Below are 26,989 nucleotides of genomic sequence, written 5' to 3'. Positions count from 1 at the left end.
CTTCACTCTAGGGGGACGCAGGCGGGGCCAACTCGGTTCGGAGTGCGCCGATTCGGACACAGGTGTCGATCATCACGCTCTCGACCTCGTCGAGGGAGCGCTCCTGTGCGGTGGACTTGGCGATGGCGAGAGCGGCGGTCTGCACGGTCAGGGCCCGCGCCGGGACGTCCAGTTGGGCCCACGGATCGTCCGGAGCGACGGCCGGGCCGCCCGCCGCGAGGTACGCGCCGAGGAACCGGGACCAGACGTCCGGGGGGAGGAGCCCGGCCGCGAACCAGGCCGCGGGGCGCGCCAGGTCCCAGGCGGGGTCGCCCGTACCGAGATCGTCGACATCGATCAGGCGCCAGGAGCCGTCCCCGGGGCTGCCCGGGGCGCGGACGAGCTGGCCGAGGTGGAAGTCGCCGTGGCAGAGGAACCCGGCCTCGGCGGCGGGCGGCGCGGGCAGGGTCTCCCGGGCGCGCAGCACCGCCCCGGCCGCCGGGTGCGGTCCCGCGGCCCGCATCCGCTCGACGGCCAGGGCGACCTTGACGCGGGCGCGCATCGGCGGAAGCCCGGCGGGGGCGGGCGTCCGGTGCAGCAGGGCGAGGAGCCGGGCCGCCTCCTCCCAGGGCGCCGCGTCGGGGTCGCCCGGGTCGACCGGGGCGCCGTAGGGCCAGGCGGTGACGGGGCGGCCGTCGACGGCGGTGCCGTGCGCGGACGGGAGGGGCGGCAGGAGGACCTCGCGAAGCCGCCGGTCCGCGGCGACGGCGACCCGTGCCCGGTGCGCGGGGCCTCCAGTCCCGGGCGCGTGCGCCTTCACGACGACGGGCCCGTGCCGGACGACGGTGCCGTCCTCCCGGTCGGCGAGAACGGCCTCGGCGCAGCCGCAGCCGTCCGGCCCCGCCGCGGCGGGGTGGGCGGCCGTGCGGGCGTGGGTGCGGAGGAGGGCGAGGTCATGGGCGTGCACCCGGGGAGCGTACGCCGGGGCCGCGTCTCGGCGCCGGGAAGGGCCCTCACTCCCCCGCGTACGCCCGTCGGGACCGGGGAGGGAGCCTCGCCTCACGCGGGCGTTCATCCGGGGCCGGGAGCTACCGCCCTCGCGGGCACGGGGGTCGGCCCGGCTTCCGGAAAGCGCGAGGGCCGGTCAGCTCCCCAGCTGACCGGCCACACGCTGCCGTCCGCCGCACCCCCGTCCCCACGGGGTTGTTGGCCGGATGTCCCCGACCCGGGCCGCTCACCCGGGTCCGGGGCGCCGCTCAGCGCCCCAGCATCACGCCCACGGACGACGCATGAGTGACCACCGCGTCCCAGCCGCCGAAGGCGACCACGAGCAGGGTCGCGAGAGGGAGGACCATGGCGGTCGCCACCAGGGGGTGACGTCGGCCCGAAGGGCGGGTGTTCATCCGCGGTGCCGTGTACGCCATGGGTCCTCTCCTGTCGTGTCTGACAGCGGCGGGTGTCTGACCTCGGGGGACGAGTGCTGCACCCGCCGCTTGACCTCAACACTAGGTTCCGGCGGCCGCCGGGACGTCATGCCCGCGTACCGACTTCCGGGCCTCCCGGAGGATGACGGCCCACCTCGCGGTGTACTCCCCTGGGTGGAGACGGCTCCTCAGGACTGAGGGTCTTCCCTGAGGGGCACCGGCTGTTCGACCAGGGCGAGGACCCGGCTGGCCATGAAACGGGCCGTCCGGACGACCACCCCGGTGCGGGTGACTTCGCTCACTTCCACCACCCCGCGACGGACCGCCGTCTCCACCCTCCGGCCCGCCCGGCTTGCCACCACTTCATACGTCCGCGTCGTGTCCCCCGCATCCACGACTATCTCCACGCGATCACCCTTCATCGATCCAATCCCCCTTCTGCGACCGGACATTGGGAAATCCCACGGCTTCGTCCGCGGCCGGAGGCCGCGTCCTGACCACCCCTCAAGTGTCCCCCTCAGCACTGACAATCGATCCGTGCGGGAGGGCGCGGCCTATGAGCACACCGGGGCGTGGATACGTAAGCTGTGCCTCGTCGAACGGACGAGGGGACGGACATGGCGATGATGCGGCTCCGGCGCGAGGATCCGCGGATCGTCGGGTCGTTCCGGCTCCACCGCAGGCTGGGGGCCGGCGGGATGGGGGTCGTGTATCTCGGCTCCGACCGGCGGGGGCAGCGGGTCGCGCTCAAGGTGATCCGGCCGGACCTCGCCGAGGACCAGGAGTTCCGCTCGCGCTTCGCGCGCGAGGTGTCCGCCGCCCGGCGGATCCGCGGCGGCTGCACGGCCCGGCTCGTCGCCGCCGACCTGGAGGCCGACCGCCCCTGGTTCGCCACCCAGTACGTCCCGGGACCCTCCCTGCACGACCGCGTCGCCGAGGAGGGCCCGCTGCGGGCCGCCGACGTGGCCGCGATCGGCGCCGCCCTCTCCGAGGGCCTGGTCGCCGTCCACGAGGCCGGGGTCGTCCACCGGGACCTCAAGCCGTCGAACATCCTCCTGTCGCCCAAGGGCCCCCGGATCATCGACTTCGGCATCGCCTGGGCCACCGGCGCCAGCACCCTCACCCATGTGGGCACGGCCGTCGGTTCCCCCGGCTTCCTCGCGCCCGAGCAGGTACGGGGCGCGGCCGTCACCCCGGCCACGGACGTGTTCTCGCTCGGCGCCACCCTCGCGTACGCGGCGATGGCGGACTCCCCCTTCGGGCATGGCAGTTCGGAGGTCATGCTCTACCGCGTGGTGCACGAGGAGCCGCAGCTGAACGGCGTACCGGACGCCCTCGCCCCGCTCGTACGGGCGTGTCTGGCGAAGGACCCGGAGGAGCGTCCGAGCACGCTCCAGCTGTCCATGCGGCTCAAGGAGATCGCCGCCCGCGAGGCCCAGGGGCTGCCGGCGTCCCGCCCGCCGGTGCAGCGGGAGCGCACGGAGCAGTCCACCGGCACCGGCAGCCGGCCCACGGAGCGGTACATCGAGGGCGGTACGCAGGGCGGCCGGGCGCAGGGGCCGGCGTCGCGTCCGTCCGGTCCCCGCACGGGCGGCAGGCAGGCGCCGCAGTCGAGGCCGAACAGCCGCCCGACGCCGTCGCGGCCCGGTGCCCGCACCACGTCCACGGGCCGCAGGCCCGCCAACCCCCGGCTGCTGCGGCAGCGGCTCTTCGTCTTCGTGGTGGTGACGCTGGTGGTGGCCCTGGGCATCGCCGCCGCGCAGGCCCTGCAGGGCTAGGGGGACTCTCCGGACACGGCCTGGGGCGCGCCCCAGGGCTGCCCGCCCGGGTCAGTCCTGGGGGCGGCCGCTCGCCACGGCGTAGAAGGCGACCGCGGCGGCGGCGCCCACGTTGAGCGAGTCGACCCCGAGGGCCATCGGGATGCGGACCCACTCGTCGGCGGCGCGCAGCGCTTGGGTGGACAGGCCATCGCCCTCGGCACCGAGCATCAGCGCCGCCCGCTCCAGCCTGTGCGGGGCAGCCGCGTCGATCGGCGTGGCCTTCTCGTCGGGGGTGAGCGCGAGCAGCTTGAAGCCCGCCTCCCGGACGGCCTCCAGTCCGCGGGGCCAGGTCTCCAGCCGGGCGTACGGGACGGAGAAGACCGCGCCCATGGAGACCTTCACGGACCGGCGGTAGAGGGGGTCGGCGCAGTCCGGGGAGAGCAGCACCGCGTCCATGCCGAGCGCGGCGGCGCTGCGGAAGATGGCGCCGATGTTGGTGTGGTCGTTGACCGACTCCATGACGGCGACCCGGCGGGCCGGGCGCAGGAGTTCCTCGGCCGTCGGCAGCGGTTTGCGCTGCATGGAGGCGAGGGCGCCGCGGTGCACGTGGTAGCCCGTGACCCGCTCGGCGAGGTCCGGCTGGACGGCGTACACGGGCGCGGGGACCTCGTCGATGACATCGCGCATGACGTCGACCCACTTGGCCGAGAGCAGCATCGACCGCATCTCGTAACCGGCCTGCCTCGCCCGGCGGATGACCTTCTCGCCCTCGGCGATGAACAGACCCTCGGCCGGCTCGCGTCTGCGTCGCAGTTCGACGTCGGTCAGGCCGGTGTAGTCGCGCAGGCGCGGGTCGTCGGGATCGTCGATGGTGATGAGTTCGGCCACGAGGTGATACTGCCTTGTCCGGGGTGCGGTGCCAATGTGCGGGGCGAGGGTGTACGGGGGGTGCGGCGGGGGCGCGGGCCGGGCCCGGCGCCCCCGGAGGTCACGGGACGAGCTTGTCCGGGCCCTCGCCGACGACCTCGCCGATGACGATGACCGCGGGCGGCCGGACCTCCCGCGCCTTGACCGTCTCCGCGACGGTGGCGAGCGTCGCGTCGACCCGGCGCTGGGCGGCCGTCGTGCCCTCCTGGACCAGGGCGAGGGGCGTCGCGGGGTCCTTGCCGTGGGCGACGAGCGCTTCGGCGATCCTGCCGATCTTGTCCACGCCCATGAGGATCACCAGCGTGCCGGTGAGCTTGGCGAGCGAGGCCCAGTCGACCAGGGAGCGCGGGTCGTCGGGGGCGACGTGGCCGCTGACGACGGTGAACTCGTGCGCGACCCCGCGGTGGGTGACCGGGATGCCGGCCGCGCCGGGGACGGAGATCGAGCTGGAGATGCCGGGGACGACGGTGCAGGCGATGCCCTCGACGGCGAGCGCCTGGGCCTCCTCCATGCCGCGGCCGAAGACGAACGGGTCGCCGCCCTTGAGGCGGACGACCGACTTGCCGGCCTTGGCGTGCTCGATGAGCGCGTTGTTGATGGCCTCCTGGGCCATGAACCGGCCGTAGGGGATCTTGGCCGCGTCGATGACCTCGACGTGCGGGGGCAGTTCGTCGAGCAGGTCGCGGGGGCCGAGGCGGTCGGCGATCACCACGTCGGCCTCGGCGAGCAGCCGGCGGCCGCGGACGGTGATCAGGTCCGGATCGCCGGGGCCGCCGCCGACGAGGGCGACGAAGGGGGTACGGGAGCGGTGCTGCGGGGCCGCGAGGGAGCCGTCCCGCAGGCCTTCGACGATCGCGTCGCGTACGGCGGCGGAGCGGCGGGGGTCGTGGCCGGTGAGGACGGCGACGGTCACGCCCTCGCTGCGGCCGGTGGCCGGGGTCCAGGCGGTGGCGGCCTCGGCGTCGTCGGAGCGCACGCACCAGGTCTTGGTCCGCTCGGCCTCGGCGGACGCGGCGGCGTTGGCGACCGGGTCGCTGGTGGCGACGAGCGCGTACCAGGCGTCGGCGATGTCCCCGTCCTCGTACCGGCGCCGTATCCAGGTGATCTCGCCGGCCTCGGCCATGGCCTCGACGGACGGGGTCGCGGACGGGGAGACGAGGGTGACGTCCGCGCCGGCCGCGATCAGGGCGGGGAGCCTGCGCTGGGCGACCTGGCCGCCGCCGAAGACGACGACGCGGCGGCCGGAGAGGCGCAGTCCAACGGGGTAGGCGGGGTGCTCGGCGTGCTCGGCCATGGGCGTGCGGCTCCTCGGGAGGGGCGGGGCGTATGCGAGGCCGCTGCGGCGGTGAAGCGGCTGGTGGAGCGGGGTGTTCGACCTGGGCCCACGATATCGGTCACTGCGGATGCGCGGCCTGTGACCCATGTCCCTCTCACGGTGGCGGGCCCGCGCTCCCCACTGGGAGGAACGCGGGCCCGCGCGCGCTGCCGGTCTACTTCTCCGTCACGCCCGCCGAGTCGAAGGTGGCGACCTCGTGCATCGCGCGCGCGGCGCTCTGGACGACGGGGAGGGCCAGGAGGGCGCCCGTGCCCTCGCCGAGGCGGAGGTCGAGGTCGACCAGGGGGCGCAGGCCCAGCTTGTTGAGGGCCGCGACATGGCCGGGCTCGGCGCTGCGGTGGCCGGCGATGCAGGCCGCCAGCGACTCGGGCGCGATCGCCCGGGCGACCAGCGCGGCCGCGCCGGTCGAGACTCCGTCCAGGATGACCGGCGTACGCAGCGAGGCGGCACCGAGGATCAGGCCGACCAGGGCCGCGTGCTCCAGGCCGCCGAGCGCCGACAGGACGCCGATCGGGTCCGCCGGGTCCGGCTGGTGGAGATCGAGGGCGCGGCGGACCACGTCCACCTTCCGCGCGTGCATCTCGTCGTTGATGCCGGTGCCGCGGCCGGTGACCTCGACCGGGTCGACGCCGGTGTACACGGAGATCAGCGCCGCCGACGCCGTCGTGTTCGCGATCCCCATCTCACCGGTCAGCAGCGCCTTGTTGCCGGCCGCGACCAGGTCCCGGGCGGTCTCGATGCCCACCTCGATCGCGGCGAGCACCTCCTCCCGCGACATCGCCAGACCGGTGGTGAAGTCGCCCGTGCCGGGGCGGACCTTGCGGGGCAGCAGCCCGGGCGTGGCCGGGAGTTCGGAGGCGACGCCGACGTCGATGACGCAGACCTCGGCACCGACCTGGTTGGCGAAGGCGTTGCAGACCGCGCCGCCGCCGAGGAAGTTCGCGACCATCTGGCCGGTCACCTCCTGGGGCCAGGCGGTGACGCCCTGGGCGTGGACCCCGTGGTCGCCGGCGAAGATCGCGACGGCGGCGGGTTCCGGGATCGGCGGCGGGCACATCCGGGACAGGCCGGAGAGCTGCGCGGAGATGATCTCCAGCATCCCGAGGGCGCCGGCCGGCTTGGTCATCCGCTTCTGCCGCTCCCAGGCCTCGCCGAGCGCCTTCGCGTCCAGCGGGCGGATGGAGGAGACGGTCTCCTTGAGCAGGTCGTGCGGCTCCTCGCCGGGCAGGGCGCGGCGGCCGTACGTCTCCTCGTGGACGACCCAGGAGAGCGGGCGGCGCTTGGACCAGCCCGCCTGCATCAGCTCGGGCTCCTCGGGGAACTCGTCGACGTACCCCACGCAGAGGTAGGCGACGACTTCGAGGTGCTCGGGCAGGCCGAGGGCCCGGACCATCTCGCGCTCGTCGAAGAAGCTGACCCAGCCGACGCCGAGGCCCTCGGCGCGGGCGGCGAGCCAGAGGTTCTCGACGGCGAGGGCCGAGGAGTACGGCGCCATCTGCGGCTGGGTGTAGCGGCCGAGGGTGTGGCGGCCGCCCCGGGTGGGGTCGGCGGTGACGACGATGTTGACCGGGGTGTCGAGGATGGCCTCGATCTTCAGTTCCTTGAACTGCTTCGCGCGGGCCTTCGGCAGCGACTGGGCGTACGCCTCACGCTGGCGCTGGGCCAGTTCGTGCATGCTCCGGCGGGTCTCGGCGGAGCGGATGACGACGAAGTCCCAGGGCTGGGAGTGGCCGACGCTGGGGGCCGTGTGGGCGGCCTCCAGGACGCGCAGCAGCACCTCGTGCGGGATCGGGTCGGAACGGAAGCCGTTGCGGATGTCGCGGCGCTCGCGCATCACGCGCAGCACGGCCTCCCGCTCGGCGTCGTCGTAGCCGGGCGCGGCGGGGCCGGCGGAGACGGGGGCGTTCATGTCACGGGGCTCGGCTTCGGGTTCGGTCGCCGGGTCGGTGTGTGCCTCGGGGCCGGGTTCGATTTCGGCTTCGGCTTCGGGCTCGGTCGCCGGCGCGGGCGCGGCCTCCGCGTCCGGCTCGGCGTGCGCCTCGGGCTCGGGCGCGGGCTCCGCCTCGGGGGCGGGCGCGGTGTGCGGCTCGGTCTCCGCCTCGGGGGCGGACGGTGCCTCGGCCACGGTCTCGGCGAGCGGCTCGGCCGCGGGCTCCGGCTGGGGCTCGGGGGCGGCGGCGGCCGGTGCCTCGGCCTCCGGCTGCGTCTCGGACTCGGGCTCGTTCTGCGCGGGGGCCGGCTCGGGCACCTCCGGGGCGCTCTGCGCGACGACGGGCTCCGGCATCGGCTCCGCCGCGGGCGCGGGCTCGGCCTCCGCGAGGGGCTGGGGCTCCGGCTGAGGGGCGGCCTCAGGCTCGGGCGCGACCTCCGCGACGGGCTCGGGGGCGGCTTCCGGCTGCGCCTCGGCGACCGGCTCCGGTTCGACCGGGGGTACGGGTACGGCGGCGGGGTCGCTGCCGTCGCGCGGGGCCGGGACAGTCGCCGGAGTCTCCTCCACCGGGGCCTCGTCCACCGGGTTCTCGGCGGCGGGCTCCACGACCGGGGCGGTCTCCACGGGCTCCACCGGCTCCACGGCCTCGGTGACCGGCTCCTCCGCGGCCCGGGCGGCGGCGGACTCCTCGACCGTCTCGGGGACCTCGGGCACGGCGGACGCCTCGGGTGTCTCCGGGACGTCGGGAGCCTCGGCGGCCTCGGGCGCGGCCTCGGCCACCGGGGCCGGCGCGAGGTGGGGGGCGGTCGGGACGGTGCCCTCGACCTGGACGAACTGGCCGACCGTTTCTGCGGGGGCGGCGGGGTCCTGCGGCGCGACGGACCGCGGCGGCTGCGGGTCCCACGGCTCGGCGCCCTGCGGCGGGACGTCGCCGAGCTGGGGGCCGGTCCGCGGCGCCGGGCTCTCCTGCGCGTCCTGGGGGATGTCGAGGTATTCGAGGCCGCTCGTCGGAGGGCCGTCCGCCAGGGCGGGCATCGGGCCGGGCGCCGTGGCGCCGACCACGGCCGGGGCGGGCTCGGGAGCCGGGGCGGGGGCCGGCGCGCCGGCGGGGCCGCGGTCGGCGAGCGAGCGGACGACTCCCCCGGTGTTGTCCGGCACCGGCGGGCCCATGTGCAGGGGGCGGCGCGCGGGCGGCGGGGTGGTCGCCGCGTGGGGCGGCATGCGGACGCCGCCGAGGTCGACGGAGCCGGAGTCGCGGCCGGCGGCCTCGTGGGCGCCGGTGTCCAGGATCCCGGGTTCGTAGCCGTGCGGGGTGGCGGTCTCGTAGGCGGGCCCGGGGGCGGCGGGCTGCTCCTGCGGTGCGACCGGCACGCCGTGGGCCGGGGTCCCGAACCCTTCGGCGGAGACCGTCACGCCGTGCGCGGGGGTCGCCGGGCTCTGGCCGGTGAACGGGGCGCCTTGTCCGCCGGTCGCGTGACCGTCCGCGGCGGGGAAGCCGTGCGCGGGCGTCGGGACGCCCGGCTGGGGGTGGTGCCCGGCCGACGCGTCGGCCGGGACCCCGTGCGCCGGGGTGGCGTGGGGGGCCTGCTCGGGCTGGTGGGCGGCCGGGGACGGGCCCAACGGCGCCTGGGCGGCGAGGGCGTCCGCGAGCGGCCCGGCCAGCGGGTCGGTGAGCGGGTCGACCATCGGCGGCTGCCCGGGGACCTGCGCCGGGGCGGCCGACGGAGGCACGGCGACGGGCGGCGCCGGTACGGCGCCCGGCTGGTGCTCGCTCCAGGCGCCCTGGGCGCCGGGCATCAGCAGGAGGTCGTCTTCTTCGGCTGCGCTCTCGGAGGGGTCCAGGAAGGTGTACGCGCCCGGGGCGGGGATGCCCGGCTGCTCGACCATGCCTGCGTTCTCCGGCAGCCCCTCGCCCGGGATCTGGCCGGTGTCCGTCATGCGTACCCCTCGCCCATCGCTTGTGCTCCTTCAACCGTCGCCCGTCGACAACAACGAGCGTGCGCGTCGCGCGGCACGAATGACGCGCGGACACCCAAGCATTGTCGCGGCCTTCGGCCGTCGTGGCAGGCAGATCCGCCACGGTGCGCTGTGGACTGCGCCACGTCGCGCGTCCCCCGGTTGCTCCCTCCCACGTGAGCGGCGCGAGCGGCCACTGCTGCCGGACATGGGCGAACAAAGCGCCGAACGTCCCGGGGCGGTACAACGATCGGCCAGCCTACCTGGCCCTGCGGGGGCGATCGATCACGGGGCGCGATCGATCCTGCGGCCGGAGAGCAGGAAGACGACCGAGCGCTCGCGTTCGGTCCAGTCGCCGGGGTCCAGGCCGACGCTCTGGAGCAGGGCGCACTCGACGGCGTAGCCGCCGTCGGCGAGGGCCGCTCCGAGGGCCTCGGCCTCGTCGCGGGTGGAGGCGTGGGTGACGATCCGCTCGGGCCTGCGGTCGGTGCAGGCGGTGACGACCGGGGCGCCGCCTCCGCCGATCCGTACGACATCGGGTTCGGGGAGTCGTTCCAGGACGTGCGGGGCGCGGCCCGCGACGACGTGCAGTTGGACGCCGGAGCGCCGGGCGGCGGCGTCCGCGCGGGCGCAGGCGGCCGGATCGGAGTCGACGGCGATCACGGCGGCGCCGAAGCGGGCGGCCTCGACGGAGAAGGCGCCGCCGCCGCAGCCGATGTCCCAGACGAGATCGCCGACCCGGGGGCCGAGGCGGGCGAGCTGGGCGGCGCGCAGGGTGGGGGTCCGGCCGTCGCCGGAGTCGTGCGCCCGGCCGGGCTCGGTGCCGTACTCCTCGGGGGGCAGGGCCCAGCCCCGTACGGCGGGGGTCTCGTGGCCCATGAGCCAGCCGCCGCCCTGGGCGGGGGAGGCGCCGCCGATGACGATGACGACGTTGGGATCGCGCCAGGCGTGGTCGGCGGCCTTGTCGGAGGTGAGGACGGTGACCTGTTCCCGGTCGGTGCCGAGCTCCTCGCAGATGACGAAGGTGCGGTGGACGCCGTCGAGGAGGAGGGCGAGTTCGGCGGGTCCGGCGCCGGGCGAGGTGAGGACGGCGACCTTGGGGTGGGCGCGGCAGACGTTGACCGCGCGGCGGAGGGTGCGCTGGTGGGCGACGACGACCCGGGCGTCGTCCCAGGGCATGCCGGCCCGGGCGAAGGCGGCGGCGACGGAGGAGACCGCCGGGACGACCTCGACCTCCAGGCCGTGTTCGGGGGCGCGCAGGGTGCGGACGACGCCGAAGAATCCGGGGTCGCCGTCGGCGAGGACGACGGCGCTGCCGCGGTGGCCGGCGATGCGGCGGGCGGCGAGGTCGACGCTGCCGAGGCGGATGCGTTCGGCGCGGGGCGGGACCTCGGGCAGGGCGAGGTGGTGGGCCGCGCCGGCCACGAGGGTGGCGGCCGAGAGCGCGGACCGGGCGCCTGCGGTGAGGGGCGAGCCGTCCCAGCCGATCACCGTGACCCGGTCGGCCATCGTCGTCTCTCTCCTCAGGTGGGTCGTGCGGTCGGCGGAGGTGGCGCGGCCGAGGGTGGCCGGGGGCCTCCAGGGGGGTGTCGAGCGTACCCGCCCCGCCGGAGGCTCAGCTCCAGTCGGCGTACGAGGAGTATCCGGCCTCGGCCATCTGGTCGGCGACGCCTTCGAGGTCCTCGGGGAGGAGGCCCCACACGATGAAGTCGGTGCGCAGGTCGGTCAGGCCGCCGTCCTCGGTGCGGGTGCGGGCTATGCAGGCGCCGCGCAGGACGCCCTCGCTGATGCAGCCGATCTTCTGGGCGACCTGCTGGGAGGCGGTGTTGTCGGCCGCCGTGCGCAGTTCCAGGCGTTCGAAGCGCTGGTCGCCGAAGAGCCATTGGGCGGTGGCGAGGGCGGCTTCGGAGGCGTAGCCCTCGCCGCGGGCCCAGGGCGCGATGATGTAGGAGAGTTCGGTGGAGCGGACGCGCCAGTCGGTGTGGGTGAGCTGGATGACCCCGACCAGGCGCTGGGTGAGGAATTCGGTGACGGCGAGGTCGATGCCCCGGCCGGCGGCGCGTTCGGTGGGCGCGTCGTCGTTGATCCAGGTGAGCGCGGCCGCTTCGGTGAAGGGCTGGGGGACGGCGGTCCAGGCGGCCACGAGTTCGTCGTTCATCATCTCGGCGAGGGCGGGCGCGTCGGCCTCCTCCAGGGCGCGCAGCACCAACCGGTCCGTGCTGATGGAGATGTCCGGAAAGGTGGTAGTCATGCGCAGCTCCATGCCGAGGACCGTCCGAATCGACCGTGAACGCACAGCATGCAGCATGCAGCCGTCCGTGCGCATGGGCGGGTCCGGAGTGCGCGGCGGGCGACGAAGGCCCCGCGCATCGGACGGGATGCGGGGGCCTTCGTCACAAGGACTGTACGACGGGCCTTACTTGGCGACGGCGCCGAAGGCCGGAACGACAGCGCCGTTCTTGTAGGTGTCCTCGATGTACTTCTTCACCTCGGGCGAGTTGAGGAGCTTGACGAGCTTCTGGACGCGGGCGTCCTTCTCGTTGCCCTCCTTGACGGCGAGGAAGTTGGCGTAGGGGTTGCCCTCCGCCTTCTCCAGGGCCAGGGAGTCCTGGGCCGGGTTGAGCTTGGCCTCGATGGCGTAGTTGCCGTTGACGACCGCGGCGTCCACGTCGTTCAGGGCGCGGGGCACGGTGGCGGCCTCCAGCTCCTTGAACTCCAGGCCCTTCTTGTCGGTGATGTCGGAGAGCTTGGCGTTGGAACCGACGCCGTCCTTCAGGGTGATCAGACCGTTGTCGGCGAGCAGCTTGAGCGCGCGGCCGCCGTTGGTGGTGTCGTTGGGGACGGCGACGGTCTGGCCGGCCTTGATGTCCTTGATGCTCCCGAGCTTCTTGGAGTAGAGGCCGAGGGGCTCCAGGTGGACGTTGACCACCGGGACGATGTGGGTCTTGTTCTTCAGGTTGAAGTCGTCGAGGTACGGCTTGTGCTGGAAGAAGTTGGCGTCGACCTGGCCGGACTCGGTGGCGGTGTTCGGCAGGACGTAGTCCGTGAACTCCTTCACCTCCAGCTTCAGGCCCTCCTTCGCGGCGAGGTTGTCCTTGACGTAGTTCAGGATGTCGGCGTGCGGCGTCGGGGACGCGGCGACGACGAGCGGCTTGTCGGCGGAGGCGGCCGCGTCCTTCGAGGAGGACGGGTCGGAGGCCGTGCCGCAGGCGGTGAGGCCGAGGGCGAGCGCGGCGGTGGCGGCGATGCCGGCGGTGAGCTTGATGTTCTTACGCACGAAGAGTGCCTCTTTCAGGTGGTGCGGTGGACGCCTGGACAACAAGTCCGGGCTTGTCTTCGCGTGGACGAAGTCGGTGGGGGTTACGCGGTGCGTCCCCGGCGGGCGAGGAGCCGGACCGCGAGGTCGCCGATGACCTGGACGACGGTGACGATCGCGATCAGGACGACGACGGTGACCAGCATGAACTGGGTGTCGAAGCGCTGGTATCCGTAGGTGATGGCCTTGGAGCCGAGGCCTTCGCCGCCGACCGCACCGGCCATCGCGGAGTAGCCGATGAGCACGATGACGGTGGTGGTGACGCCGGAGACGAGCGAGGGCAGCGACTGCGGCAGCAGCACCTTGCGGATGATCGTCGGTACGGAGCCGCCCATGGCCTGGACGGCTTCGACGAGGCCGTGGTCCACCTCGCGGATCGCGGTCTCGACGAGGCGCGCGAAGAAGGGGATGGCGCCGATGGCGAGGGGCACGATCATCGCGGTGGGCCCGATGAAGGTCCCGACGACGAAGGTGGTGAAGGGGATCAGGGCGATCAGCAGGATGATGAACGGCAGCGAGCGGCCGATGTTCACGATCACGCCGACGACCTTGTTGACCACCGTGTTCTGCAGCAGTCCGCCCTTGTCGGTGAGGACGAGGAGGATGCCGAGCGGCAGGCCGCCGAGGATGGTGACGAGGGTGGCCCACAGGACCATGTAGAGCGTGTCGACGGTGCCCTGCTCCAGCAGGGGCTGCATCTCCGACCAGGTCACTTGGCACCTTCCTTGACCAGTACGGGCGCCGCCTGGGGCGCCGTCTCCTCCTCGACGACGTCGACCTGGAGGCCCTGCTCGCGCAGGAAGCCGACCGGGACGACGTTCTCCTCGTACCGTCCGGGGAGTTCGATCCGCATCCGGCCGATCTGCTTGCCGCCCACGGTGTCCATCGCGGCCCCGAGGATCGAGATGTCGACGTTGTACGTGCGGGAGAGCTGGGAGATCACCGGCTGGGTCGCGGCCTCGCCGTGGAAGGTGACGTCGACGACCGTGCGGTCGGGGCCGGTGGGGGCGCCGCCGACGGGGAAGAGCTCGGCCGCCAGCTGGGAGCCGGGGGTGGCGAGCAGTTCGCTCACGGTGCCGGACTCGACGATCCGGCCCTTCTGCATCAGCGCGGCGGAGTCGCAGATGGTCTTGACGACGTCCATCTCGTGCGTGATGAGCAGGACGGTGAGGCCGAGCTGCCGGTTGAGGTCGCGCAGCAGCTGGAGGATGGAGCGGGTGGTCTCCGGGTCGAGGGCGCTGGTGGCCTCGTCGGAGAGCAGGACCTTGGGCTCGCCGGCCAGGGCGCGGGCGATGCCGACGCGCTGCTTCTGACCGCCGGAGAGCTGTCCGGGGTAGGCCTTGGCCTTGTCGGCGAGGCCGACGAGGTCGAGGAGTTCCAGGGCGCGGCGGGAGCGCTCGGCGCCGGAGACGCCGAGGATCTCGAGCGGGAGCTCGATGTTGTCCGCGACCGTGCGGGAGGACAGCAGGTTGAAGTGCTGGAAGACCATGCCGATGCTGCTGCGGGCACGGCGGAGGTCCTTGCCGGCGCGGCGGCCGCGGGCGGCGAGCGCGGTGAGGTCGACGCCGTCGACGGTCACGGTGCCGGAGGTGGGGCGCTCCAGGAGGTTGACGCAGCGGATGAGCGAGGACTTGCCGGCGCCGCTCTGGCCGATCACGCCGTACACCTCGCCCTCGCGGACGTGGAGGTCGACGCCGTCCAGAGCGGTGACCTCGCGGCCGCGCGACTCATAGACCTTGGTCAGGCCCGAAGTGGTGATCACAGGGGTTTCCGTCACTGTCGAGTGCGCGGCGCGGGGTCCGCCGGGCACGGGGCATTCGTCGTTCGGACAGTCAGGCGCGGGTCGGCTGGTTTCGGCGGGTGGCCGGGGGCAGCTCGTGCGCGGGGCAGGCACGGTCCGGCGCCGGTGGGCGGACGGATCGGCTCGGCCGTCGGGTCGTCTCGCTTCGGGGCGCGCGACTCAGGCGGGGGCCCTCAGAAGGCGCACATTCGACACATACAACGAGCACCGGGCGTGCTGATCGCCTCGGTCGCAAGGGTGCGGCTGCTCGTCGTGGTCATGGCTGCAAGTAAAGCACGCAGGCGTTCGACACCCTGAGGCATGTCCGAATAGCGGACTGGATTGCACCATCATGCGGACATACGGAGGGGCCCGGTCCGCGAGCGGAAGGCCCTCGCCGGACCGCCCGTGGCCTGCGCCGACGCCCGCCTCGCGGGGACCGTGGGGACCCCGGGCAGGGGGGTCGGCGGGCGGCCTGTTGTGGTCAAGGCCACGGTCGTGCGGGCCTGCCCGCGGCGAGGTCCCGGAGAGGGCGCCGGGGGGCGGGCGCGTCGGGTCTTTTGGCCCGTAATACCCTCGGGGCCATGCTTGACGCCCTGACGGTCGCCGTTTCGGTGGCCGCGCTCGCCCTCGCCGCCTGGTGCGGCTTCGCCGCCTTCCGGGACCAGCCCACCAAGGACTGGCACTTCATCGGCATGGCCGTGGTGACCGTCCTGGCGTTGGCGCAGCTGGTCGTGGGCATCGCGCGGCTGTCGAGCGGCGAGAAGGCCGACGAGGGCGCGACGATCTTCGTCGCGTATCTGCTGGGCGCGCTGTGCGCGGTGCCCGCGGCCGGGTTCATGTCGCTCGCAGAACGGAGCCGGTGGGGCTCGGCGACGGTGGCGGCCGGGGCGGTCGTGCTCGCCGTCCTGGAGGTGCGTCTCTTCGACATCTGGACGGTGGACTGACCATGACCGTGACGCGCGAGAACCGCACGCGGACGCGGCTCGTCCAGGGCCCCGGGATGCTGCTGGTCTGGCTGTACGGCGTGATGTCGGTGGGCGCGGTCTCGCGCTCGATCTACCAGATCGCGACCGAGTTCGACCGGGCGCCGCTGGCCTACGCGCTGTCGGCGGTGGCGGCCGTGGTGTACGCCTTCATCACCTACACGCTCGTGCGCGGCGGGGACACCGCCCGCAAGGCGGCGCTGGTGTGCTGCGCCGCCGAGCTGGTGGGCGTGCTGACCGTGGGGACCTGGACCCTGCTCGACCCGTCGGCGTTCCCGGACGCCACCGTCTGGTCGGACTACGGCTACGGCTACATCTTCATTCCGGTCCTGCTGCCGCTGAGCGGGATCTGGTGGCTCCGCCGCTCCCGCGCGGAAACCGTCTGAGCCGCCCGGGCCGGCCCGGCACCGGGCCGCCCGAGAGGGATCAGGCCGCCTTCTCCAGGGTCACCAGCGTGAGACGCGGTCCGATCTCGCGCGTGCCGACCGCCGCGTAACCCTTGCGGCGGTAGAGCCTGAGGTTCCCATCGCTGCGGTGGCCGGAGAAGAGCTGGTAGCGCTTGGGGGCGGCGTCGCCGGCGAATTGGCGCTCGATGGCGTCGAGCAGACGCCCGCCGAGTCCGTGGCGCCGCATCCGCGGGTGGACGAACAGATGGGCGATCACGACCGTTCCCGCCTCGTCGACCCGGCCGCGGACAGAGGCGATGATCTCGTCCCCGAGCCGCGCCACGAGCGCGTGACCGTCGGCCAGTTCGGCCCGCAGCGCGTCCAGGGTCTGCGTCAGGGGCTCGATGGACCAGTCGCCGTAGAGCTCCGCCTCGCTCTGGTAACACAGGTACTGGAGCTTGAGTATGTGCTCCGCGTCCTGCGCGTCTGCCGCTGAGATGGTCACGCTCATGCCCATGTGCGCATGCCTCCCGCTCACCTGGTCCGCCGGTCGGTCTCCCGCACCCTTCCCCTCGGGCGGGGCGCGGGAACCTCTGCCGCCAGCATTCTGCGCAAACATCCCAGGCAGCGGGAACGCATCGGCCCCAGACTTCCCTGTGAGATACCCAACTCCCCTGCGATTTCCCGGTAGGTGGGGTCGGCGGGGTCGAGCATCGCGGTGAGCAGACGCGGGCAGGGTCCGGGGGTGCGGCGGACGGCGGCGCGTACGGCGCGGCGGCGCTCGGCGACGAGGGCGGAGCTCTCGGGGGTCGTGTCCGGCCCGGTGGACTCCTCGCCGCGGTACGGGCGTTCGCGCAGGGCGGCGCGCCGGGCTCGGCGGGCCTCCGCGCGGACGGCTCGGCGGAGCCAGTCGGCGGGGCGGGTGGGCGGCTCGTCGTCCCGGAAGCGTTCGAGGAGCTTGAGCCAGACGGCCTGTTCGAGGTCGCCCGCGTCGACGCCGGCGGCGGGGGCCTCGGCACGCGACTCGGCCGCGAGCAGCGGGGCGAGGGTGCGCAGGAGACGGGGGTCGGGGGAGGTCATGCCCGGCACGACGGGACGGGGCGGCGGGCGGTTGCGGCCTCCGGCGCAAACCACCCGGGCGGGTGCCGTTCCGCGGCACGGACCGGCACCCGGGCGGACGGACGGCCGCCGCGCGGGTGCCGCCCTCCCGCCCGGCCCGGGCGCTTGGCCCGGGCCGGGCGCTTGGCCCGGGCCCCGCCGCCCCGCCGCCCCGCCGGGGTCAGCGCGAGCGGAGGTCCGCCGCCGCGAGCAGCGCCGTGTCCGGGTTGTCGGAGAAGATGCCGTCGATGCCCGTCGCCAGATACGCCTTCAGGGCCCCGAAGACGTCTCCGTAGGCGTTCGGGTCCGTACCCCGGCGGAACTCCGCGGGCAGGAAGCCGTTCTCGTTGCGCTGCGTGTACGGGTGGAGGATCAGGCCGCGGGCGTGCGCGTCGCGCACCAGGGTCGTCGGGGTGCCGAGCCGGCCGCTCGCGTCGCGCGGGATGACGAGGTCGAGGGTGGGGCCGATGCCCTGGGCGTACGAGGAGATCCAGCGCAGGCCCGCCGGGGTGATCAGGTCGGCGACCGTGCGGGGGTCGCCCGCCTCGACGAAGTCCCAGGGGCGGCTGGTGGCGCCCGACAGCAGGACCACGCGCGGGGAGTCGACCAGGCCGGCGAGCCGCCGGACGCTGCTCGGTTCGAAGGACTGCAGGAAGACCGGGGAGTCGGCGCGGTGGCGGCCGTACCGGCGCAGCAGTCTGGCGAGCCGCTCCTCCAGGCCGAGGCCGAGGGAGCGGAAGTAGGTGGGGTGCTTGGTCTCGACGTGCAGCCAGACCTCCCGGCCCCGGCGGCGTCCCTCGCGCTCGGCCCAGCGCAGCACCTCCTCGAAGGTGGGGATCGCCCAGCGGCCGTCATAGAGGGTGTTCTCCTGGCGGGTGCCGGGGATCCGCTCCTTGGCGCGCAGGGTCTTGAGCTCGGCGAGCGTGAAGTCCTCGGTGAACCAGCCGGTGAACGAGGTCCCGTCGACGGTCTTGGTGGTCCGGCGGGAGGCGAACTCCGGGTGGTCGGCGACGTCGGTCGTCCCGGTGATGTCGTTCTCGTGGCGGCAGACGAGGTGCCCGTCCTTGGTGGGGACGAGGTCCTGTTCGATCACATGGGCGCCGAGGTCGAGGGCGAGCTGGTAGGAGCCGAGGGTGTGTTCGGGGCGGTAGCCGCTGGCGCCGCGGTGGGCGATGACGGTGGGGACGGGCAGGGAGCGGTGGCCGCGGTCCCGTCCCCGGGTGTCGGCGGCGTGCGCGGTGCCGGCCGGCAGGGCCGCCGAGGCGCCCAGGACGGCCGCGCCCGCCGCGCCCGCCGCTCCGAGGACCGTCCGTCGGGCCGGGGCCGGGTGTGCTCCCTGGGTCATGAAGGGCTCCTTCAGTGTGATGTCCCGCACCTGTCAATCGATGGTCCGACGGTAGGCATCCACCCCCTCCACCGGGCAGACCCTGGTCGAACATGGCGGAAACACACGTCAACACCGTGTATCCGCTCCGTGAGCCCGATGTGCGCACCGAGGTGACCCGCGAGTATCGTCGCGACCTGCACAGACCGCCCGCCCCGACACCGGAGGAACCGTTGTCCCGTCTCGCACTCATCAAGGCAGTGCTCGGACCGATCCTGCGCCTGATGTTCCGCCCTCGGGTCGAGGGCGTGGAGAACATCCCGGGGACGGGTCCGGTGATCCTGGCGGGCAACCACCTCACCTTCATCGACTCGATGATCATGCCGATCTGCACGGACCGCCCGGTCTTCTTCATCGGCAAGGACGAGTACGTCACGGGCAAGGGGTTCAAGGGCCGGCTGATGGCCTGGTTCTTCACCAGCGTCGGCATGATCCCGGTGGACCGCGACGGCGGGCGCGGCGGTGTCGCGGCGCTGATGACGGGGCGTCGGGTGCTGGAGGAGGGCAAGATGTTCTCCATCTACCCCGAGGGCACCCGCTCCCCCGACGGCCGGCTGTACCGGGGCCGTACGGGCATCGCGCGCCTCACGCTCATGACGGGCGCGCCGGTGGTGCCGTTCGCCATGATCGGCACGGACAAGATCCAGCCGGGCGGTGCGGGACTGCCGCGGCCGGGCCGGGTGACGGTCCGCTTCGGTGAGCCGATGGAGTTCTCGCGGTACGAGGGGATGGACCGGGACCGCTACGTGCTGCGGGCCGTGACGGACTCGGTGATGGCCGAGGTCATGCGCCTGTCGGGCCAGGAGTACGTGGACATGTACGCCACGAAGGCGAAGGCCGCGTAGCCGCCACGGCGTGAACGCGTGGGGCCCCGTACGGCGTCTGCCGTACGGGGCCCCTTCGTGTGCGGGGTGTGCGGAACGCTCGGCGTCAGTGCTCGACGCCGTCCTCCAGCTTCTGGCCCTTGAGGAGGAACCAGGCCGCGACCGCCGTCGCGAGGAGGACCGCCGCGCCGACGCCCGCCGCGATGTTCAGACCGTCGACGAAGGCCTTCTGGGCCGCGGAGACCAGGGAGGTCGCCGTCTCGGGCGCGAGCCCCGCCGAGACCTCCACCGCGCCGCCCAGCGACTCGTGGGCCGCCGCCGCCGCGTCCGCGGGGACGCCCGCCGGGGCCGTGAAGCCCCGGTAGACGCCGGTGACGATCGAACCGAGGAGCGCGATGCCGAGCGCCGCGCCCAGTTCGTACGCGGTCTCGGAGACGGCGGAGGCGGAACCGGCCTGCTCCTTGGGGACGCTGGAGAGGATCACGTCGGCGGTGACGGTGAAGGAGAACCCGGCGCCGAGACCGACGACGAGCAGGGCCGCGCCGAGCAGCGGATAGCCGGTGTCCTGGTGGACCAGGGTGATGACGGCGAGCGCGAGTCCGATCGCGCCGAGGCCGCCGGCCACGATGCCCCGAACCGAGAACCGCCGGGCGTACCGGCCGGCGACCAGGCCGGTGGCCACCGCGCCGATGGCGGCGGGCAGTTCGGCCAGGCCGGCCTCCAGCGGGTCACGCCCCTGGACGAGCTGCAGGAACTGGGAGAGGAAGAAGACCAGTCCGGACAGTCCGAAGACGGTGAGCAGGTCGGCCAGGACCGCGCCCGAGAAGCCGCGGTGCTTGAACAGCCGCATGTCGAGCAGCGGCGCGGTCAGCGTGTGCTGGCGGCGGACGAAGGCGTAGAGGGCCGCGGCGCCGATCGCGGCGGACGCGCCGACCTCCCACGTCGGGCCGTGCGAGGCGAGTTCCTTGATCGCGTAGACGACGCCGATGACACCGACCAGCGAGAGGCCGACGCTGACCAGGTCCCACGGGCCGGCCACCGGGTTCCTCGACTCGGGCAGCAGCTTGATGCCGACGAGGACCAGGGCGGCCATCACGGGCAGGTTGATGAGGAAGACCGAGCCCCACCAGAAGTGCTGGAGCAGCGCTCCGCCGACCACCGGGCCGACGGCCGCGCCGGCCGAGGCGGTGGCGCCCCAGATGCCGATGGCGAGGCTGCGCTCCTTGGGGTCGTGGAAGATGTTCCGGATGAGCGCGAGCGTCGACGGCATCAGCGTCGCGCCGGCCACGCCGAGGAGCGCGCGGGCGACGATCATCATCTCGGGGCTGGTCGCGTAGGCGTTGAGCACGGAGACGGCGCCGAAGGCGGTCGCACCGATCAGGAGCAGCTTCTTGCGCCCGATCCGGTCGCCGAGGGAGCCCATGGAGACCAGGAGTCCGGCGATGACGAAGGAGTAGATGTCGCCGATCCACAGCAGCTGGGCGCCGGACGGCTTCAGGTCCTCGCTGAGCGCGGGGGTCGCCAGACCGAGTACGGTGGCGTCCACCGCGACCAGCAGGACGGCCAGGACCAGCACCGAGAGCGCGAGCCAGCGGCCGGGGCTCTTCACCTCCGTCCCCGTCGTCGGGCTCGTCCGCAGGGTCCTGCTCATCTCTCCACGCTCCGTCGTGCGCCACCGAGCAGCAACTCGGTGATCATGTACTGAAAGTCCTTGGTCGCGACCCGGCCGTCCATCACGGACCAGGCGCAGGCCGAGACGAGGCCGTAGAGGGCCTCGGTGAGCCAGGCGGGGCTCAGGTCGATCCGGAAGGTGCCCTCTTCCTGGCCGCGCCGGAAGAGGGCGCTGACCCGGGCGTCGAGCCGGGACCATCCCTCGTCGACGTCGTCGCCCTCGAAGAGCTGGTTCTCCGTGACGAGGAAGGCCAGCAGCTGCGCGTTGGGCTCGGTCGCGGCGACGAGCCGTCGCAGCGCCTCGTCGGCCGGCCCGTCGTCGAGCCGCGCGCTGTCGCACGCGGCCTCGAACTCCTCGAGGCCCATCGCCTCCAGCGCCCTGACCAGCGCGTCCCGCCCGGCGAAGTGCCGGTGCAGGGTGGCGCGGCCGATGCCCGCGGCCCGGGCGACCTCGTCCATGGTGGCGGTCGATTTCCGGGCGAGCAGGGCGGCTGCGGAGCGGAGCATCTGGGTGCGGTCGACTGACATGAGACAACCATACACCGAATGAGACGTTGATGTCTCATTCGATAATTCGACGCCTCACCCTCGTGGCGGAAGGAATCCTGTGACCATGACGAAGCCGCTCCTGCTGATCGATGTCGACGGGCCGCTGAATCCCTATGCGGCGCAGCGCGAACGCCGTCCGGCGGGGTACACCACGCACCGGATGAGCCCCACCGGCTGGACGGGCGCTAAGCCGCTGCGGGTGTGGCTGAATCCGGCGCACGGGGGCGAGCTGCTCGCGCTGGCGGAGGCGTACGAGCTGGTGTGGGCGACGACCTGGAAGGGCGAGGCGAACGACTGGATCGGGCCGCACCTCGGGCTGCCGGAGCTGCCGTTCATCGACTGGCCCCAGATGCACGGAAGGGCCCCTTACGGGACCTTCTGGAAGACGCAGTACATCCTGGAGTACGCGGCCGGGCGGCCGTTCGCCTGGATCGACGACGACATCGCTTCCCACGACCGCGCGTACGTGGAGCAGAACCACCTCGCCGCCGCCCTGTTGCTGCACGTCGACGAGCGGATCGGGCTGACCCGGCCGGACTTCGACGCGCTCGCGGAGTGGGCGGCGGCGCTGTGACGTTCCGAGAGGTGTGAAGAGGACGCCCGGGGGCTACTTCTTGGCGGCGGCCCAGGCGTGCTGGATGACCAGGTCGGCCTTGACCTCGACCAGCTGGGCGGCGACCGCCGACGGGGCCGTACCACCGCGTCCGTCGCGGGAGGCGAGGGCGCCCGCCACGTTGAGGACGGTGCGGACCTCCGGCGTGAGGTGCGCGGAGATCTTCGCGAACTGCTCGTCCGTCAGCTCGTCCAGCTCCTTGCCGTCCGCCTCGGCGACCTTCACGCACTCGCCGGCCACTTCGTGCGCCACCCGGAACGGCACGCCCTGCTTGACCAGCCACTCGGCGATGTCGGTCGCGAGCGAGAAGCCGGCCGGGGCCAGCTCCTCCATGCGCTCCCGGTTGACGGTGAGCGTGGCCATCATGCCGGTGAAGGCGGGGAGCAGGACCTCCAGCTGGTCGCAGGAGTCGAAGACCGGCTCCTTGTCCTCCTGGAGGTCGCGGTTGTAGGCGAGCGGCAGCGCCTTGAGGGTGGCCATGAGTCCGGTGAGGTTGCCGATGAGCCGGCCGGACTTGCCCCGGGCCAGCTCGGCGATGTCCGGGTTCTTCTTCTGCGGCATGATCGACGAGCCGGTGGAGAAGGCGTCGTGCAGGGTCACGAAGGAGAACTCCTTCGTGTTCCAGATGATGATCTCCTCCGCGATGCGGGAGAGGTTGACCCCGATCATCGCGGTGATGAAGGCGAACTCGGCGACGAAGTCGCGGGAGGCCGTGCCGTCGATGGAGTTGCCGGCCGAGCCGCGCTCGAAGCCGAGGTCGCGGGCGACCGCCTCCGGGTCGAGCCCGAGGGAGGAGCCGGCCAGGGCTCCGGAGCCGTACGGCGAGACGGCCGTACGGGTGTCCCACTGCCGCAGGCGCTCGGCGTCCCGCGAGAGGGACTGGACGTGCGCGAGGACGTGGTGGGCGAAGAGCACCGGCTGGGCGTGCTGGAGGTGGGTCCGGCCCGGCATGGCGACGTCCGGGTGGGCCTCGGCGAGGCCGACGAGCGCGTCCTGGAGGTCGGCGATCAGGCCGCCGATGATCCGGGCGTGGTCGCGGAGGTACATCCGGAAGAGGGTGGCGACCTGGTCGTTGCGGGACCGGCCGGCGCGCAGCTTGCCGCCGAGGTCGGCGCCGAGGCGCTCCAGGAGGCCCCGCTCCAGGGCGGTGTGGACGTCCTCGTCGGCGATCGTGCCGACGAACTCCCCCGACGCGACGTCCGCTTCGAGCAGGTCGAGTCCCGCGAGCATGCGCGTCAGCTCGTCCTCGGTGAGGAGACCCGCCGTGTGGAGCACGCGCGCGTGGGCGCGCGATCCGGCGATGTCGTACGGCGCCAGCCGCCAGTCGAAGTGGACCGACGCGGACAGCTTCGCGAGGGCCTCGGCCGGCCCGTCGGCGAAACGGCCGCCCCAGAGCCGGACGTCACCGTTGTTGCTGCTCACAGCTGCTGCTCCTCAGGAGGGTGGGTAACAGGCCGCCTCCCGGGCCCCTGCGGTGGGGAGGCGGCTGTGGAACGAGTCGTGGTCGCGCGAGGTCACGCCGGGAAGTGGGTATAACTATGCAGTCCTCCGTATGTTTCTGTCAACGCGGTGGTGCGCGGCGGGAAAAACCGCAGGCGGGAGGCGGGTTGTCCGCCCTAGGCTCCACCCGTGTTGACGAGTGGATTCGACGAGGCGGCGGAACGCCTGGCGCGGGGAGCGGCACCGGCCGAGGTGCTGGACACCTCCGACGGGCGGGCGTGGATTGCGCTGGACCTCGCGGTGCGCGAGGTGGCCTGGCGGTGGGAGACCCCCGCCTTCGGCGGCGGGTCGGGCGGCCGCGACGCCCTGCCGCCGCAACGGCCGGCCGGGGAGCGCGAACCCCTCGCGGTCGACTCGGAGGCCGGTCTCGCCTTCGCGCTCTGCCACCCGGACGGCCGGGTGCGCGAAGCCGCGCTGGCGCGGGCCGACGGGGTGCCGTCTGTGCTGCCGCTCATCGCGATCCGCTGTGCGGACTGGGTGGAGCCGGTACGGGATCGGGCCAGGGCCCTGCTCGGTGCGGCGCTTCCCGGCGTGGGGCCCGCCCTGCTGCCGGGGTTGTCGGCCGTGATCCTGGCGGTCGCTCGGCGGGAGCGCGGGGACGCCGCACGGGAGTCGCTGGTGGAGACGCTGCGCGGGGCCGAGCCGGACGTCCTCGAAGCCGTCCTCGCGAGCGAGGACCGGGCCGTGCGGCGCCTCGCCTATCAGATCTCCGTCGCGCGCGGCCACTTCCCCGCCGCCCGCCTCGCCGCGATCGCCGCCGCGGACGCGGACGTCGTGATCCAGGACGTCTGCTCCGAGGCCGCACTGGCCGCGGCGGGCGCCGACACCGGCGACGACGTCCTCCTTCCGCTCCTCGGCTCCCGTGGCTCGCGGGCGCGTTCCGCGGGGGTGACCGCGCTCCACCGGACCGGGCGGCACGGCCAGGCGGAGCCGTTCCTGTACGACCGGTCGCCGATGGTGCGGGCCTGCGCCCGCTGGGTGCTGCGCCAGGCCGGAACGGACCCGTTGGACCGCTATCGCGCCCGGTGCGCGGAAGGAAGGGAAGCCGGGGACCTCCCGCCGGGCGCCCCCGTCGGGCTCGCCGAGTGCGGGACTCCCGCCGATGCCGTACTCCTCTGGCCGCTCACCCGGCATCCGCGCGACGGGGTGCGGGCGCGGGCGGTGGCCGGGCTGCGGCTGCTGGCCGCCCGGGACCTCGTCCGTCTCGCACCGCTCCTCGACGACCCGGCCCCCGGCGTCGTACGGGAGACGGCGACCACCCTCGTACCGTGGGCGGCCTCCCTCCCGGTCGAGGAGCTGACGGCACGTCTGGCGGAGGACCGGCCCCGGCACATCCGGACCGGAGCGTTCCGGCTGCTCGCGGCGTGCGACTCGGTGGAGTGCCGGACCGTCATAGGGCGGCTCGTCGACGACCCGGACCCCAAACTCCGCTCGGCGGCCCGGGTGTTGACGGCGTACCGCGAACCGGCCCGCGCCCCGCTCTCCACGCCGGCGCCCGGGCCCGCGCCCGTGACGGCGAAGGCCGACGGGGGCGGGCGGGCCCGGCGTTGGCTGCGGCGGCTGCGGGGCGGCGGGGCGACCGGCTGATCGAGACGGAAGGCGTCGGGTCGCCCGTGGGCGGCAGGCGTCGGGACCAGAGGGAGAATCACGGTCATGGGAAAGACACACGAACACATAGACGGACGACTCCGCGCCTTCATCGAGGCCCAGCCGGTCTTCTTCACCGCGACCGCGCCGCTCGACGGCGAGGGGACCATCAACCTCTCCCCCAAGGGCCTGACGGGCTCCTTCGTCGTCCTCGACGAACGGACCGTGGCCTACCTGGACTTCGCGGGAAGCAACGCCGAGACCGTCGCGCATCTGCGCGAGAACGGCCGCATCACGCTGATGTGGTGCGCCTTCCAGGGACCGCCGAACATCGTCCGTGTCCACGGCCGTGGCGAGCCCGTCTTCCGGGACGACGACCGGTGGGAGGAGCTTCTCGGCCACTTCCCCGGCATCGACGTCACCCAGCACGGGCTGCGGGCCGTCATCGTGGTGACGGCCGAGCTGATCCGCGACACCTGCGGGTACGGAGTGCCGTTCATGTCGTACGACGAGGACCGCGACCTGCACGCGAAGCGGTTCGCGCGCGAGGACGACGCCTCGCTGAGCGCGTACTTCGGGAAGAAGGAGCACATCGCCTCCAGCATCGACGGGCTGCCCGGACTGCCCCTCCCGCTGCCGCCGCTCCCCCGCCCGGCCCACTGACGGTGGCGGCGGGCGGGCGGCGCGCCTAGCGTCGCGCCATGCGCACCCTTCTCGCCGTCGGCGCGGCCGTGCTCTCGCTGACCGCCCCCGCCGCCGTGCCCACCGCCGTGCCCGCCGCCTGGGCCGTGTCACTGCCCGAGCGGATGGCCGACACGGGCGGCGGCTCGCAGCTGATCACGGCCGAGGCCCCCGCCGCCGCGTCCACCACCGGGACCGTCACCTGGTGGGACCGGCGCGGCGGCCGGTGGGTGCGGGCGGGCTCCGCGAGCGCCCGGTTCGGTGCCAACGGGCTGGTTGAGGGGGCCGGGCGCCGGCAGGGGACGAACACGACACCGACGGGGCTGTACGACCTGCCGTACGCCTTCGGCAACGAAGCGCCGCCGCACGGGACCGTCTACCGTTTCGCCCCCGTCACCGAGCGGTCCTGGTGGTGCCAGGACAACGACTCCCGGGCGTACAACCGGTGGGTGGAAGGGCTGCCCCCGGACTGCCGGGCCGCCGAGGCCGAGCACCTCGTCTCGTACGGCTCCCGGTACGCGCACGCCCTGGTCATCGGCTTCAACTACCGCCGACCCGTGCGCGGGCGGGGCGCCGGGATCTTCCTCCATGTCAACGGGCGGGGCGCGACGGCCGGTTGCGTGTCCGTACCGGCCGACGCGATGCGCCGGATCCTGGCCTGGGCCGATCCGGCGCGGCGCCCGCACATCGCGATCGGAACCCACGGCGGCCGGACGGCGATCACCCGGTACTGACGGGCGGCCGCCGCCGGGCCCGCGTCAGCTCTCCTTCTGCGCCAGCCGCAGCAGGTGGTCGGCGAGGGCCTGGCCGCCCACCGGGTCGCGCGAGATCAGGAGCAGGGTGTCGTCGCCCGCGATCGTGCCGAGGATGGCGTGCAGTTCGGCCTGGTCGATGGCGGAGGCGAGGAACTGGGCGGCCCCCGGCGGGGTCCGCAGCACCACGAGGTTGGCGGAGGCCTCCGCGGAGATCAGCAGCTCGCCGGAGAGGCGCCGCATGCGCTCCTCCTTGGCGGACTCGCCGAGCGGCGCCTGCGGGGTGCGGAAACCGCCCTCGCTGGGCACCGCGTAGATCAGCTCACCGCCCGTGTTGCGGATCTTCACCGCGCCGAGTTCGTCGAGGTCGCGGGAGAGCGTCGCCTGGGTGACGCTCAGCCCGTCGTCCGCGAGGAGCTTGGCCAGCTGGCTCTGCGAGCGCACCGGCTGCCGGTTGAGGATGTCGACGATCCTGCGGTGGCGTGCGGTACGGGTCTGCGGAACGGACGGCCCTCCGTGCTCGGTTTCCTGCGCGTCGGTCATCGTCGTC

The 26,989-nt window shown here is 73.7% G+C and carries 26 protein-coding genes; 8 read left to right on the top strand and 18 right to left on the bottom strand.

Annotated features, from left to right (window positions below; all coding sequences use genetic code 11):
* Positions 1 to 7 precede the first annotated feature (7 nt).
* The 3 genes from ACFZBD_RS28615 to ACFZBD_RS28605 form a co-directional block, all read right to left on the bottom strand.
* Positions 8 to 946 (bottom strand): phosphotransferase, encoded by a 939-nt coding sequence (locus ACFZBD_RS28615; RefSeq protein ID WP_391144952.1) that lies wholly within the window; start codon positions 944 to 946, stop codon positions 8 to 10.
* 289 nt (positions 947 to 1,235) lie between these two features.
* Entirely contained in the window at positions 1,236 to 1,403 is a 168-nt protein-coding gene (locus ACFZBD_RS28610; protein WP_391144949.1) for a hypothetical protein, read from the bottom strand.
* A 188-nt stretch (positions 1,404 to 1,591) separates the two neighbouring features.
* Positions 1,592 to 1,825 carry a hypothetical protein gene (locus ACFZBD_RS28605; RefSeq protein WP_137990476.1) on the bottom strand — a complete coding sequence of 78 codons (234 nt, stop codon included), beginning with the start codon at positions 1,823 to 1,825 and terminating at the stop codon, positions 1,592 to 1,594.
* Positions 1,826 to 2,020: 195 nt separating this feature from the next.
* Between ACFZBD_RS28605 and ACFZBD_RS28600 the strand changes: the two genes are divergently transcribed.
* Positions 2,021 to 3,181 carry a protein kinase gene (locus ACFZBD_RS28600; protein WP_391145347.1) on the top strand — a complete coding sequence of 387 codons (1,161 nt, stop codon included), beginning with the start codon at positions 2,021 to 2,023 and terminating at the stop codon, positions 3,179 to 3,181.
* A gap of 51 nt (positions 3,182 to 3,232) precedes the next feature.
* Here the strand turns inward: ACFZBD_RS28600 and ACFZBD_RS28595 are convergent, their stop codons facing one another.
* From ACFZBD_RS28595 to ACFZBD_RS28560, 8 genes are all read right to left on the bottom strand, one after another.
* The gene (locus tag ACFZBD_RS28595; protein ID WP_391144946.1) at positions 3,233 to 4,051 is read right to left on the bottom strand and encodes a TrmH family RNA methyltransferase; all 819 of its coding nucleotides are present in this window, start codon (positions 4,049 to 4,051) and stop codon (positions 3,233 to 3,235) included.
* A 100-nt stretch (positions 4,052 to 4,151) separates the two neighbouring features.
* On the bottom strand, positions 4,152 to 5,384 hold the full coding sequence (cobA, locus tag ACFZBD_RS28590; protein ID WP_391144943.1) for a uroporphyrinogen-III C-methyltransferase: 1,233 nt from the start codon (positions 5,382 to 5,384) through the stop codon (positions 4,152 to 4,154).
* A 196-nt stretch (positions 5,385 to 5,580) separates the two neighbouring features.
* Positions 5,581 to 9,294: a nicotinate-nucleotide--dimethylbenzimidazole phosphoribosyltransferase gene (cobT, locus tag ACFZBD_RS28585; protein ID WP_391144941.1), complete on the bottom strand. Its 3,714-nt coding sequence runs from the start codon at positions 9,292 to 9,294 to the stop codon at positions 5,581 to 5,583.
* 303 nt (positions 9,295 to 9,597) lie between these two features.
* Positions 9,598 to 10,821, bottom strand: coding sequence for a precorrin-6y C5,15-methyltransferase (decarboxylating) subunit CbiE (cbiE, locus tag ACFZBD_RS28580; RefSeq protein WP_391144939.1), 1,224 nt, complete (start codon positions 10,819 to 10,821; stop codon positions 9,598 to 9,600).
* A 106-nt stretch (positions 10,822 to 10,927) separates the two neighbouring features.
* On the bottom strand, positions 10,928 to 11,563 hold the full coding sequence (locus ACFZBD_RS28575) for a GNAT family N-acetyltransferase (RefSeq protein WP_391144937.1): 636 nt from the start codon (positions 11,561 to 11,563) through the stop codon (positions 10,928 to 10,930).
* A gap of 165 nt (positions 11,564 to 11,728) precedes the next feature.
* Entirely contained in the window at positions 11,729 to 12,589 is an 861-nt protein-coding gene (locus tag ACFZBD_RS28570) for a MetQ/NlpA family ABC transporter substrate-binding protein (RefSeq protein WP_391144936.1), read from the bottom strand.
* Between the two features lie 83 nt (positions 12,590 to 12,672).
* Positions 12,673 to 13,341: an ABC transporter permease subunit gene (locus ACFZBD_RS28565; RefSeq protein WP_391144934.1), complete on the bottom strand. Its 669-nt coding sequence runs from the start codon at positions 13,339 to 13,341 to the stop codon at positions 12,673 to 12,675.
* Entirely contained in the window at positions 13,338 to 14,438 is a 1,101-nt protein-coding gene (locus ACFZBD_RS28560) for an ATP-binding cassette domain-containing protein (RefSeq protein WP_391144933.1), read from the bottom strand. Before ACFZBD_RS28560 ends, ACFZBD_RS28565 begins: the two co-directional genes overlap by 4 nt.
* A gap of 554 nt (positions 14,439 to 14,992) precedes the next feature.
* Between ACFZBD_RS28560 and ACFZBD_RS28555 the strand changes: the two genes are divergently transcribed.
* On the top strand, positions 14,993 to 15,355 hold the full coding sequence (locus tag ACFZBD_RS28555; RefSeq protein WP_391144931.1) for a hypothetical protein: 363 nt from the start codon (positions 14,993 to 14,995) through the stop codon (positions 15,353 to 15,355).
* Between the two features lie 2 nt (positions 15,356 to 15,357).
* Entirely contained in the window at positions 15,358 to 15,780 is a 423-nt protein-coding gene (locus ACFZBD_RS28550; RefSeq protein ID WP_391144929.1) for a hypothetical protein, read from the top strand.
* 40 nt (positions 15,781 to 15,820) lie between these two features.
* On the opposite strand, the gene ACFZBD_RS28545 is transcribed toward ACFZBD_RS28550, so the two are convergent.
* The 3 genes from ACFZBD_RS28545 to ACFZBD_RS28535 form a co-directional block, all read right to left on the bottom strand.
* Positions 15,821 to 16,297, bottom strand: a complete 477-nt coding sequence (locus ACFZBD_RS28545; protein ID WP_391144928.1) for a GNAT family N-acetyltransferase — start codon at positions 16,295 to 16,297, stop codon at positions 15,821 to 15,823.
* A 17-nt stretch (positions 16,298 to 16,314) separates the two neighbouring features.
* On the bottom strand, positions 16,315 to 16,860 hold the full coding sequence (locus ACFZBD_RS28540; protein WP_391144926.1) for a sigma-70 family RNA polymerase sigma factor: 546 nt from the start codon (positions 16,858 to 16,860) through the stop codon (positions 16,315 to 16,317).
* Positions 16,861 to 17,059: 199 nt separating this feature from the next.
* Complete coding sequence (locus ACFZBD_RS28535) at positions 17,060 to 18,223, bottom strand: glycerophosphodiester phosphodiesterase family protein (RefSeq protein WP_391144923.1); 1,164 nt, start codon at positions 18,221 to 18,223, stop codon at positions 17,060 to 17,062.
* 212 nt (positions 18,224 to 18,435) lie between these two features.
* Between ACFZBD_RS28535 and ACFZBD_RS28530 the strand changes: the two genes are divergently transcribed.
* Positions 18,436 to 19,107, top strand: a complete 672-nt coding sequence (locus ACFZBD_RS28530; RefSeq protein ID WP_391145344.1) for a 1-acyl-sn-glycerol-3-phosphate acyltransferase — start codon at positions 18,436 to 18,438, stop codon at positions 19,105 to 19,107.
* A gap of 85 nt (positions 19,108 to 19,192) precedes the next feature.
* Here the strand turns inward: ACFZBD_RS28530 and ACFZBD_RS28525 are convergent, their stop codons facing one another.
* Together ACFZBD_RS28525 and ACFZBD_RS28520 are read right to left on the bottom strand one after the other, a co-directional pair.
* The gene (locus ACFZBD_RS28525) at positions 19,193 to 20,737 is read right to left on the bottom strand and encodes an MFS transporter (protein ID WP_391144920.1); all 1,545 of its coding nucleotides are present in this window, start codon (positions 20,735 to 20,737) and stop codon (positions 19,193 to 19,195) included.
* Positions 20,734 to 21,285 (bottom strand): TetR family transcriptional regulator, encoded by a 552-nt coding sequence (locus ACFZBD_RS28520; protein WP_391144917.1) that lies wholly within the window; start codon positions 21,283 to 21,285, stop codon positions 20,734 to 20,736. Before ACFZBD_RS28520 ends, ACFZBD_RS28525 begins: the two co-directional genes overlap by 4 nt.
* 85 nt (positions 21,286 to 21,370) lie before the next feature.
* Here ACFZBD_RS28520 and ACFZBD_RS28515 point away from each other — a divergent pair, with 85 nt between their 5' ends.
* Positions 21,371 to 21,880 carry an HAD domain-containing protein gene (locus ACFZBD_RS28515; protein ID WP_391144915.1) on the top strand — a complete coding sequence of 170 codons (510 nt, stop codon included), beginning with the start codon at positions 21,371 to 21,373 and terminating at the stop codon, positions 21,878 to 21,880.
* 33 nt (positions 21,881 to 21,913) lie between these two features.
* Here the strand turns inward: ACFZBD_RS28515 and argH are convergent, their stop codons facing one another.
* The gene (gene argH / locus ACFZBD_RS28510) at positions 21,914 to 23,341 is read right to left on the bottom strand and encodes an argininosuccinate lyase (RefSeq protein ID WP_391144912.1); all 1,428 of its coding nucleotides are present in this window, start codon (positions 23,339 to 23,341) and stop codon (positions 21,914 to 21,916) included.
* Between the two features lie 207 nt (positions 23,342 to 23,548).
* Between argH and ACFZBD_RS28505 the strand changes: the two genes are divergently transcribed.
* From ACFZBD_RS28505 to ACFZBD_RS28495, 3 genes are all read left to right on the top strand, one after another.
* On the top strand, positions 23,549 to 25,006 hold the full coding sequence (locus ACFZBD_RS28505) for a hypothetical protein (RefSeq protein WP_391144911.1): 1,458 nt from the start codon (positions 23,549 to 23,551) through the stop codon (positions 25,004 to 25,006).
* Between the two features lie 66 nt (positions 25,007 to 25,072).
* A complete protein-coding gene (locus tag ACFZBD_RS28500; RefSeq protein WP_391144909.1) occupies positions 25,073 to 25,669 on the top strand; it encodes a pyridoxamine 5'-phosphate oxidase family protein in 597 nt (198 codons plus the stop codon).
* Positions 25,670 to 25,707: 38 nt separating this feature from the next.
* Positions 25,708 to 26,421 carry a L,D-transpeptidase family protein gene (locus ACFZBD_RS28495; protein WP_391144906.1) on the top strand — a complete coding sequence of 238 codons (714 nt, stop codon included), beginning with the start codon at positions 25,708 to 25,710 and terminating at the stop codon, positions 26,419 to 26,421.
* A 24-nt stretch (positions 26,422 to 26,445) separates the two neighbouring features.
* Here ACFZBD_RS28495 and ACFZBD_RS28490 read toward each other — a convergent pair whose 3' ends face one another.
* Complete coding sequence (locus ACFZBD_RS28490; protein WP_391144903.1) at positions 26,446 to 26,982, bottom strand: arginine repressor; 537 nt, start codon at positions 26,980 to 26,982, stop codon at positions 26,446 to 26,448.
* Positions 26,983 to 26,989 lie beyond the last annotated feature (7 nt).

The organism is Streptomyces sp. NPDC008121, from assembly GCF_042957155.1.
Taxonomy (GTDB): domain Bacteria; phylum Actinomycetota; class Actinomycetes; order Streptomycetales; family Streptomycetaceae; genus Streptomyces.
Note: the sequence above shows the minus strand (reverse complement) of the source record. Positions and strands in the feature narration are given on the sequence as shown.